This window comes from Sphingomonas sp. CCH5-D11, from assembly GCF_001557395.1.
Lineage (GTDB): Bacteria > Pseudomonadota > Alphaproteobacteria > Sphingomonadales > Sphingomonadaceae > Sphingomonas.
Genome location: NZ_LSKH01000161.1, coordinates 1 through 10,630 on the forward strand (window position 1 = coordinate 1; position 10,630 = coordinate 10,630).

Sequence of the window (10,630 nt, forward strand, 5' to 3'; positions counted from 1 at the left end):
GCACCGCGATGGCGTGCCCATGCTCGTCCTCTATGAGGTGCGATTTCATGAGTGTGGTGCCGCTTACAGGACTCGAACCTGTGACCCCCGCATTACGAATGCGATGCTCTACCAGCTGAGCTAAAGCGGCATTGGCGCTCTGGTGAGCGCGCTGGAGCGGGGCGCCTAGCAGCCTGTGCGGGCGAGCGCAAGCGGGTCTCGAATTTACGGGCTCTTTACCATGCGGATCGCAGAAGCGGATCAGGGCATGGGCTCAGAGGACGAACATCATGGATATCCGCGGCTTCGATGAGGCGCGTGCCGGGCGGGGCAGTGATCCCACGGAAGGGGGGATCGGCGAAGCGACCAAGGTCATCGGTGGCGATGAGCGGCGCATGCACGTGCGCGCGTACAACCATTGGGTTTCCCTGCTGAAAGGCCGATCATATCCGGCGATCGAGGATCTGGAGACAGCGGGGCCGACCGACTTCCAGGCCCATGGCGTGCTCCTCGACTTCACGGGCGGCATGGATGATCCCGCAATCAGCGCCATCGGCGAGGCGCTGAGCGAAGAATGCGGCGTGCATCAGGAGATCAGCCGGATCTCGCAGGTACCTGCCCGATCCTTGCTGTCGCGGCTGACCGATCAATATCTGCAGATCATCGCGAACCGCGCGCCGATCGGCTTCGAGGCGGAGTTTGTCGGCACTCGCGGCCACAACACCCTGTATCGCGGCATATTGATGCCTTTCTCCTCGGACGGGGAGATGATCGACCATGTCTATGGGGTGATCAATTGGAAGGAGATCGTGGGCGCGGCCGAGCAGGCGCAACTTGATGCGGAGCTTGCCGCTGCGGTGCGCAGTCAACCGCGAATGGAGGCCGCGCCCGCCATCTGGGCCGATGGCCCAAGCGCCTCGCGTGACGAGGGACGTCGCCTTGATGATGTCCAGCGTGCCCCATTGGCGACGCTGGCGCTGGATGTGCCGGCGGGCGCGGAGCAACTGGTGGTTCTCCTCGCGCGGGCACGGGGCGACGGCATGTTCGATGTCGTGGGCGCTATCCCCGACGATCAGGATCTCGCGGATCGAGCCGCTGCGGCGCTTTCCTGAGATAGTTGCATCCGAAACAAGGGTTGAGCCGCGCGCGACTCGGGCGCATAGGCTCGCCCATGTCGAAAACCTCGATGAAGGCGCTGACACAGGCGCTCGCTGACCGGCTGACCAAAGGCGCTCTGCCGGGTGAACTAAACGGGTTCGGACCACAGGAGCAGGTTGACGCCGCCGCCTTCCTCGCAGCGACCGCTCAGGTGCGGGCGCCGGGCACCGCTGCGGTCGCGTTGGAGACGCTGCCCGGCGATGGGCCGCAGCGTCGCATGCGGCTGGCGATCGTCAACGATGACATGCCGTTCCTGGTTGATTCGATCGCCGGCGCAATCGGCGATCATGACATCGCCATCGATCGCATCATCCACCCGGTGGTACCGGTGCGGCGGGACGCGGACGGCGTTCTTGAGGGAGTAGACGACGGCGGCTCACCCGAATCGATGATCTACATCGAAACGGAGCGCGCCGACGCGCGCGATCGGCGCGAGCTGATCGACGCATTGGTCAGTGATCTTGCCAATGTCCGCGCCGCGGTGGCCGACTGGCGCCGGATGCAGGCGACGCTGGCGGCCGATGCGGCAACGATCGAGGATACGGGCGGCGACCATGAGGGCGCGGCGCTGATGCGGTGGTTCCTCGACCGGCATTTCACGCTGCTCGGCCATGAGCGCTGGATGGCGGACGGCGCCGTCGATGGCGAGCCGTTGGGCATCGCGCGCAGCGCGCATGAGCCGCCGCTGCTTGCCGAACGCTCCCGCCGGCTGGCCATTGATTATTTCGCCAGTGGCAAGGCAGCTCCGCTGCTCCTGAAATCCAGCCTCATCTCTCCCGTCCACCGCCGTGTGCCGCTGGACCTGGTTGTGGCGCCGATCCATCGCGGGGCAAAGATTGCCGGCCTGTCGATCCATGCGGGGCTGTGGACATCGGCCGCGCTGAAGGCTCCGCCGCGCAGCGTGCCCGTGCTGCGGCAGCGATTGGCTGATCTGGAGGCGAAGCTGGACTTCGATCCGACCGGCCACACCGGCAAGGCGCTGACCCATGCGATGGCGACACTGCCGCATGACCTGGTGACGGCCGTCTCTGCGGACGCCGTAGAGGAACTGGCGCTGACGGCGATGAGCCTGGCGGATCGGCCCCGGCCGAAGCTGGTGCTGGTCCGATCGGCCCTGGGTCGACATCTGTTTGCGTTCGTCTGGCTGCCGCGTGATGACGTTTCCACCACCCGGCGCGTCGCGATCGGCGACATGTTGGCGGAGGCGGCGAATGGCAGCATCCTGAACTGGTCGATCGCGCTGGAGGACGGCCGGGTCGCGCTGATCCGCTATACCATCGATCTGCGCCAATCGGGCGTGATGCCCGAAGTAGAACCGCTGGACGCGCGGCTCGAGAAGATGGTGCGCGGCTGGGAGCGCGAGGTCGAGGCGGCACTGGCGGATCGCATCGCGCCATCGCGTGCGGCACGGCTCGCGATCCGCTGGGCGGGTGCATTCCCGCTCAACTACCGCAACATCTCGACTGCGGAGGAAGCGGCCGAGGACGTGCTTCGGGTGTCCGAGCTCGCCGACGAGAGCGACCGCGCGGTGCACATCTATCCGCCTGCTCCGGGCGCCGATCATCGGCTGAAGATTTACAAATCGCATGGCGCGCTCGCGCTCTCCGAAGCGGTCCCCGTGCTGGAGAATTTCGGTTATCGCGTGATTGGCGAGCTGCCGACGCGACTTCGCGAGGACAGCGACAGCTTCGTTCACGATTTCATCGTTCAGCCGCAAGGTGACGTCGCGAACATCGATCGTGACGTGCTTGAAGGGGCCATCACCGCCGTTCTGAAGGGGGCGGCAGAGAACGATTCGCTGAACCGTCTCATGCTGATGGCCGGCCTAACGCCGTCCGCCGTGCTGCTGTATCGGGCCTGGTTCCGTTACTTGCGACAGGCAGGGCTGACCTATGGCCTGACCACTGTTGCGGAGGCGCTTGGCCGCGCACCCATGCTGGCCAAGGCTCTGATCAACCGCTTCACGTTGGCGCACGATCCCAACGCCACGGGCGATGTGGACGCGATCGATGCGGAGATCGCCACCGGGCTCGATGCCGTGACGGCGATCGATGATGATCGTATTCTGCGCGCGTTCAAGGCGGTCATTGGCGCGACGCTGCGGACCAACGCCTTTGCGCCGGCACCGGCGGAGGCGCTGGCCTTCAAGCTCGACAGCAGCCGCATCCCGGGTCTGCCGGCGCCGCTGCCATGGCGCGAAGTGTGGGTCTATTCGCCGCGCGTGGAGGGTATCCACCTGCGCGCCGGACCGGTCGCGCGCGGGGGCCTGCGCTGGTCCGACCGCAGGGACGATTTCCGGACAGAGATCCTTGGCCTTATGAAGGCTCAGCGCGTCAAAAACGCCGTGATCGTCCCAACCGGTGCCAAGGGCGGGTTCTACCCGAAGCAGCTGCCCAATCCTGCAAGCGATCGCGACGCATGGATGGCGGAGGGAACGGAGAGCTATCGCATCTTCATCCGCACCTTGCTGTCGATCACCGACAATATCGTTGCCGGCAAGGTCGTGCATCCGGAGGGCGTGCGCGTTCACGATGGCGAAGATCCGTACTTCGTCGTGGCGGCGGACAAGGGAACGGCGACGTTCAGCGACGTCGCCAATGCCATCGCGCTGGATCGCGGCTTCTGGCTGGGCGACGCCTTCGCCAGCGGCGGCAGCCAGGGCTATGACCACAAGGCGATGGGCATTACCGCCAAGGGCGCCTGGGTATCCGTGCAGCGTCACTTTGCCGAGCGCGGCGTGGACGTGCAGAAGGACGTCATCCGCGTGGTCGGCTGCGGCGACATGTCGGGCGACGTATTCGGCAACGGCATGCTCCTCTCCCAGACGCTAAAGATCGTCGCAGCGTTTGATCACCGTCACATCTTCCTCGATCCCGATCCCGATCCGTCGAAGAGCTGGACGGAGCGCGCGCGGCTGTTCAGCCTGCCGCGATCGAGCTGGGAAGATTACGACAAGGGCCTGATCTCGGCCGGCGGCGGCGTTTTCCCGCGCAGCGCCAAGACGATCCGTCTGACCCCAGAGGTGAAGGCGGCGCTGGGCGTGAGCGCGGACGAGATGGAGCCGGCGGCGCTGATCTCCGGGATCCTCAAGGCACCGGTGGACCTGATCTGGTTCGGTGGCATCGGCACCTATGTGAAGGCGGCGTCGGAGAACAATGCCGCGGTGGGCGATCCGGCCAACGACCGTCTGCGCGTCGATGCGGAGGATGTTCGCGCCACGGCGATCGGCGAGGGCGCGAACCTGGGTGTCACGCAGGCCGCACGCATCGCGTTCGCGGCACAGGGCGGCCGGATCAACACCGACTTTATCGACAATTCGGCCGGCGTGGATTGTTCAGACAATGAAGTGAACATCAAGATCGCGCTCAATCGCGAGATGGCGGAGGGGCGGCTGTCGTTCGATGATCGCAACGTGCTGCTGGGTGCGATGACGGACGATGTGGCACATCTGGTGCTGGAGGATAACCGCCTCCAGACGCTGGCCTTGTCGATTGCCGAGCGTGGCGGTGTGCGTGCCGTGCCCAGCTTCGTGCGGGCGATCGAGATCTTCGAGGCGGCAGGTCGCCTCGATCGCCGTGTCGAGGGGCTGGCGGGCAACGAGGATCTGCTGCGCCGCGCTGCCGAGGGCAAGGGGCTGACCCGGCCCGAACTCGCCGTGCTGCTGTCCACCGCCAAGCTCGCGCTGCAGGATGCGATCGAAGCGGCAGGGCTGGGGGCGGATCCGCTGCTCCAGCCGGATCTTCGCGCCGCTTTCCCGCGCGAAATGCAGGAGCGGTTTGGCAATGCCATCGACCATCACCAGCTGCGCGGCGAGATCGTCGCCACCAAGCTTGCCAACCGTATCGTCAACCGGATCGGCATCCTGAACCCGTTCGAACTGGCCGAAGAGGAAGGCGCGGCGCTGGGCGACGTTGCCGCCATGTTCGTGGTGGTCGAACGGCTGTTCGACCTCGGCACGCTGTGGCGCGACATCGAAACGGGGAGCATGTCCGAGGACGGCCGTATCGCCTTGTTCGACGGTGTGGCGCGCGCCGTACGATCGCAAGTCGCCGACCTGCTGCGCGTGGTCGCGCCCGGCACCTTGCCCAGCGAGGTTCTGGAGCGGATCGGCAAGGGCGTCGCCCGGCTGCAGGGGCAGGCAAGTGAGCTGCTGTTGCAGGAGGCGCGGGCGGAAAGCGCGCGCATGGCCGACAAGCTGGCGGCGGCAGGCGCACCTGAGTCTCTGGCGGTACGCGTCGTTCGCTTGCACGAGATGGACGGTGCGATCGGTCTGGTCGATCTCAGCGCAAAGTCGCGGACGGACGAGACCGAGCTGACGCGCGCTTATACACGACTGGGCGAAGCTTTGGGGCTGGACTGGGCGCAGGCGGCGGCGGCGCGGCTGGAGCCGTCCGATCCATGGGAGCGGCTGCTCGTGGCGGGGCTGGTGCGGGACTTCGAGCAGATGCGGCTCGACTTCCTGACGCGCGAAAAACCGCGCGATTCCAGCGCCGCGATCGACGCCTGGCTGGCCGAGAACGAGGCGCCGGTGGCGCGGTTTGCGGCGGTCATCAGCCGGGCGCGGCAGGCGAGCAGCCCGACGGCTGCCATGCTGGCGCAAGTCGCGGGGCAGGCGCGGATGTTGCTGGGACGGTAATCGGGGATCGGCCTCTCTCCGGGCGGGAGGGGCCGATTTGCTCGGCCGCTCGCGATAGCGGCGCGGCCTCTTGTTGGCGACGATTGGCCTGTATTCGGAGGTGATTGGCCTCGGCAGACCGGCGTGCGGCCATGCAGAGGAGAAAGCTGCCGGACCGTCCGGGAAGCCGCAGCGATCATGTGGCGACGCCGACGACGATTGCGCCCCTGGTTCCAGCGGCCATGAGCGAGAGCGCCGCGGGCGTCTGTCCGTATCGATCGGCCTGTATGCGGAGAGAAACGGCCCAGAGCGCGAGGCGGCTGGCCTCCACGCAACTAGGGTTTGAGCCAGCCGGACGGATCCGCCTCCCCGACGGAGGGCGAAGTCCGGCTGCAAAACAAAGCTGGCAGGCACACCCGCTTTCTTTCAATGCCTTCCCACCTGGACCCCGGCCTTCGCCGGGGAGGTGCTTCAAGGAGCCTGGGTCAACTCTCGGAGGTGCCGGGACCGGCCCGGCACCCTTCCGATCAGTCGGCGACCCGCACGACCAATTTGCCGATCGCGCCGCGACCCTCCATCTTGGCGATCGCCTCGCCGCCCTTCTCGAACGGAAACACTTCCGTCACGCGCGGCGCGATCTTGCCGTCGCGCCACAGATCGAACAGCCGGCGGATGTTGGCGCGGTTATGCTCCGGCTCGCGCGCAGCATGAGCGCCCCAGAAGACGCCGCGGATGTCGCAGCTCTTGAGCAGGGTGAGGTTCAGCGCGATCTTCGGGATGCCGGCGGGGAAGCCGATCACCAGATAGCGCCCCTCCCAGGCCATGGAGCGGAGCGCCGGCTCGGCATAATCGCCGCCGACCGCGTCATAGACGAGGTCGAAGCCGTTCTTGCCCGCCTTTTCCTTGAACGTGTCGGCCAGTGCCTTGCTCTCGTCCTTCGAAAAGGGCGCGCGGCCGTAGATGATGACGTCGTCGGCGCCGGCATCGCGCACCGCCTGCGCCTTTTCCTCGCTCGACACCGCGCCGACGACGCGCGCGCCGAAGGCCTTGCCGAGTTCGACCGCGGCGAGGCCGACGCCGCCCGCAGCGCCGAGCACGAGCAGCGTCTCGCCCTCCTTGATGTTGCCGCGATCGACCAGCGCGTGAATGGTCGTGCCATAGGTCAGCAGCATGGACGCGCCTTCCTCGAACGATCGCTCGTCAGGAATGGCGTAGATATTGTCGGCCTTCACCGCGAGCTTTTCGACCAGCGCGCCATTGCCGGTGTTGCCCATCACGCGATCGCCCGGCTTCCACGCCGTCACGCCTTCGCCGACGCTCTCGACCACGCCCGACATTTCGCCGCCCGGCGCAAAGGGGCGGGGCGGCTTGAACTGATATTTGTCCTGGATGATCAGCACGTCGGGAAAGTTGATCGCGCAGGCCTTCACGGCGACGATCACTTCGCCGGGCTTCGCCACGGGATCGGGGAGCTCCCCGATCTCCAGCGTTTCAGGTCCGCCCGGCGCCTTCGACAACAGTCCTCGCATCAGTCTCTCCCGCGATCCACGGCCGATGCTCGTCCAGCATCGCCTCGTATTTCGAAATCGCGGTATCCCTTGCCAGCGTCAGCCCGACCTCGTCCAGCCCCTCCATCAGGCATTGGCGACGGAACGGGTCCAAGGCAAAGGTGAAGCGATCCTGAAAGGGCGTAGTGACCGTCATCGTCTCGAGGTCGATGGTGATCTCGTCCGTTCTGGCGACCTCGATCAGGCGGTCCACCGCCTCCTGCGGCAGAACAACGGGTACGATCCCGTTCTTGAACGCATTGCCGGAGAAAATGTCGGAGAAGCTGGGCGCGATCACCGCCTTGATACCCAGGTCACCAAGCGCCCAGGCGGCGTGTTCACGGCTGGAGCCGCAGCCGAAATTGTCACCCGCGATCAGGATCGGGCTGCCGGCATAAGCGGGATCGTCGAAGATATTGCCGGGCTGCGCCCGCACCGTCTCGAACGCACCGCGCCCGAGGCCGGCGCGCGTAATGGTCTTCAGCCAATGCGCGGGGATGATGACGTCGGTATCGACGTTCTTGGCGCCCCAGGGATAAGCGCGGCCCGAAACAATGCGGATCGATTGCATTAATCAAGATACCCCAAATAGTCATCAAAGCAATTCACGGGATGTTTGTCTATGATCACGTAGCTCCCCGAGGGAGCACAATTCTTCAGCGGCAACTTCCAGAAATAAACACTCTTCTGATTTTCGCTGAGGTATGGCAGCGCCTTCGGCATCGTATACCATATTAAAAAGCCCACCTGAAAACGCGCACGAGCGACATCGATCTTGCTCGGCTTTCGAACTCTGTGAAACGTTCGGATGTAGTCAATCAACTCAAACAGGTGTGTTTGCTCGCCGTATGCGTCACCAGCGACCGCGTCGAAATGCTCGTTATACAGCGCTTCCAGGTTCCTGACTTCCAACACCGTCGCTTCGCATGCCGCATCCTCGCACGACCACAGCCGGTCCTCGTTCGCAAATAACTCGTTCAACGCTGCGAAGTAAGGAGGTGGGTCTGTAGCTGGCGTGGGAGGCCAAACGGCCACAACCAAGCTCGCGATCGCTAGACCCGTTCCGATAGCCGTAAGTAAGACGCCGACAGCCCCATATTTCGTTGGTAGAGACCATCGCGCCCATTGCTCCCGTCTTGGAAGCACCTGCGGTCAACCGCTTAGCGCATTGTCGTCCGCGCCGAGGTCATCGGCTTGGCGATCGCGGCATAAGCGGCGACGCCGCTGAGGAGCGAGCCTGCGATCAGCAGGACAAATACCTTCTTCATGAAGCGTTTCCCCTTGTTACTCTTCGCGTCCCCGGCGGAGGCCGGGGCCCAGTCGGGAAGGCAGATGTAACTTCCCGCAGCGATTGTCACCCTTGTCTCCCAACTGGGCCCCGGCCTTCGCCGGGGTGCAGCGGGTGTGGAAATCACCCCATCAACTCACGAACATCGGCGAGGTGCCCTGTCACCGCTGCCGCCGCGGCCATCGCGGGGGAGAGCAGGTGGGTGCGTGCGCCAGGACCCTGCCGGCCGACGAAGTTGCGGTTCGAGGTGGAGGCGCAGCGTTCGCCCGGCGGTACCTTGTCCGGGTTCATCGCCAGGCACATCGAACAGCCGGGCTCACGCCATTCGAAGCCCGCCGAGGTGAAGATGCGGTCGAGGCCCTCGGCCTCCGCCTGGCGCTTCACCAGGCCGGATCCGGGCACCACCATGGCACGCACGCCAGCGGCGACATGCCGGCCCTCCGCCACGGCAGCCGCTGCCCGCAGATCCTCGATGCGGCTGTTGGTGCACGAGCCGATGAAGACATGCTGCACGGGCACGTCCTGCAATCGCGTGCCCGGCGTCAGGCCCATGTAATCGAGCGACTTGCGCGCGGCTTCCCGCTTGGAGGCGTCGGCGAAGCTTTCCGGTTCGGGCACGGTGCCGGTGATCGACACCACATCCTCCGGGCTGGTGCCCCAGGTGAGCGCGGGCGCGATCTCCGACGCGTCGATCAGCACGGTGCGGTCATAGCTCGCGCCAGGATCGGTGGCGAGCGTGCGCCACCAGGCGACGGCCTTGTCCCAATCCGCGCCCTTGGGCGCCATCGGCCGACCCTTGATGTATTCGAACGTGGTGTCGTCAGGCGCGATCATGCCGGCGCGCGCGCCAGCCTCGATCGACATGTTCGCGACGGTCAGCCGCCCCTCCAGCGACATTTCGCGAATGACGTTGCCGGTATATTCGATGACATAGCCGGTCCCGCCCGCCGCGCCGATGCGGCCGATGATGGCGAGGATCACGTCCTTTGGCGTGACGCCGAAGCCGAGCGTGCCCTCGACCCGCACTTCCATCGTCTTCGACGGGCTGAGCAGCAGCGTCTGCGTGGCGAGCACATGCTCGACCTCGCTGGTGCCGATCCCGAACGCCAGCGCGCCGAGCGCGCCATGCGCCGAAGTGTGACTGTCACCGCAGACCACGGTTGTGCCGGGCAGGGTGAAGCCCTGTTCCGGCCCGACGACATGAACGATCCCCTGCTCGGCGGCGAGCGCATCGATATAGGGCACGCCGAACGCGGCGACATTCTGGCGCAGCGCCGACAATTGCGTCGCGCTTTCCGGATCGGCGATCGGCAGTTCGCGGCCCTCCGCGTCGACGCGGGGCGTGGTCGGCAAATTGTGATCCGGGACGGCGAGCGTCAGGTCGGGGCGACGAACCCGGCGGCCGGCGGCGCGAAGCCCCTCAAACGCTTGCGGGCTGGTAACCTCATGAACGAGGTGGCGATCGATGTAGATCAGGCACGTCCCATCGTCGCGACGTTCGACGACATGGGCGGCCCAGACCTTTTCATACAGGGTAAGCGGACGACTGGCCATAACGAGGCGCGCCTTAGACGAAGTTGCGCAACAAATGGAAGAGTAGAAGCTGTTCGCCGGCACAAAGATTGCGTGGGGTGTCCGTGGTTTGGGTGCTTGGGTGAAGCAAGGGGCAGGGGCGCGCTGCGATCGTCCGGCCGGGCTTGTGCCGGCATCCGGCTGACCCGCGGGTCTCACGTTGGTCGGAGTGTGCGGCGGTCTGGATGCCGGCACGGGGCCGGCATGACGGGGCGGAGAGGTTGGTGTGTCCCTCGGGTGTCAGCGTTCGCGGGACGTTGGACCCGGCGCGGGGCCGGGGTGACGGGGTGGTGGTGTATCGGGCTGGGCATTGCTCGTCATGACGGGCTTGTGCCGGCGGTCAGCTGGCCGCGCTTCTCACGTTGGTTGGCGTGTGGAGGTCTGGATGCCGGCACGGGGTCGGCATGACGGGGCGGGGAGGTTGGTGTGCTCCTCGGGTGGCAGCGCTCGCGGGACCTTGGACCCCGGCGC

The 10,630-nt window shown here is 65.8% G+C and carries 6 protein-coding genes and 1 tRNA gene; 2 read left to right on the forward strand and 5 right to left on the reverse strand.

The annotated features are described in order from the left end of the window. Positions 1–54: 54 nt before the first annotated feature. A tRNA-Thr gene (locus AX702_RS10130) sits at positions 55–130 on the reverse strand. Between the two features lie 139 nt (positions 131–269). Here AX702_RS10130 and AX702_RS22520 point away from each other — a divergent pair. After that, a complete protein-coding gene (locus tag AX702_RS22520) occupies positions 270–1,091 on the forward strand; it encodes a hypothetical protein (protein WP_066779014.1) in 822 nt (273 codons plus the stop codon). 59 nt (positions 1,092–1,150) lie between these two features. Then, positions 1,151–5,773, forward strand: coding sequence for an NAD-glutamate dehydrogenase (locus tag AX702_RS10140; RefSeq protein ID WP_066779015.1), 4,623 nt, complete (start codon positions 1,151–1,153; stop codon positions 5,771–5,773). A gap of 506 nt (positions 5,774–6,279) precedes the next feature. On the opposite strand, the gene AX702_RS10145 is transcribed toward AX702_RS10140, so the two are convergent. The 4 genes from AX702_RS10145 to leuC all read right to left on the reverse strand — a co-directional run bounded on the left by AX702_RS10145 (position 6,280) and on the right by leuC (position 10,141). Beyond that, positions 6,280–7,281 carry an NADPH:quinone oxidoreductase family protein gene (locus tag AX702_RS10145; protein WP_156455440.1) on the reverse strand — a complete coding sequence of 334 codons (1,002 nt, stop codon included), beginning with the start codon at positions 7,279–7,281 and terminating at the stop codon, positions 6,280–6,282. After that, a complete protein-coding gene (gene leuD / locus AX702_RS10150; protein WP_066779017.1) occupies positions 7,244–7,870 on the reverse strand; it encodes a 3-isopropylmalate dehydratase small subunit in 627 nt (208 codons plus the stop codon). Before leuD ends, AX702_RS10145 begins: the two co-directional genes overlap by 38 nt. Further along, positions 7,870–8,340: a hypothetical protein gene (locus tag AX702_RS10155; RefSeq protein WP_156455441.1), complete on the reverse strand. Its 471-nt coding sequence runs from the start codon at positions 8,338–8,340 to the stop codon at positions 7,870–7,872. The genes leuD and AX702_RS10155 overlap by 1 nt, the downstream gene beginning before the upstream one ends. A gap of 370 nt (positions 8,341–8,710) precedes the next feature. After that, a complete protein-coding gene (leuC, locus tag AX702_RS10165) occupies positions 8,711–10,141 on the reverse strand; it encodes a 3-isopropylmalate dehydratase large subunit (protein WP_066779026.1) in 1,431 nt (476 codons plus the stop codon). Positions 10,142–10,630: the final 489 nt, after the last annotated feature.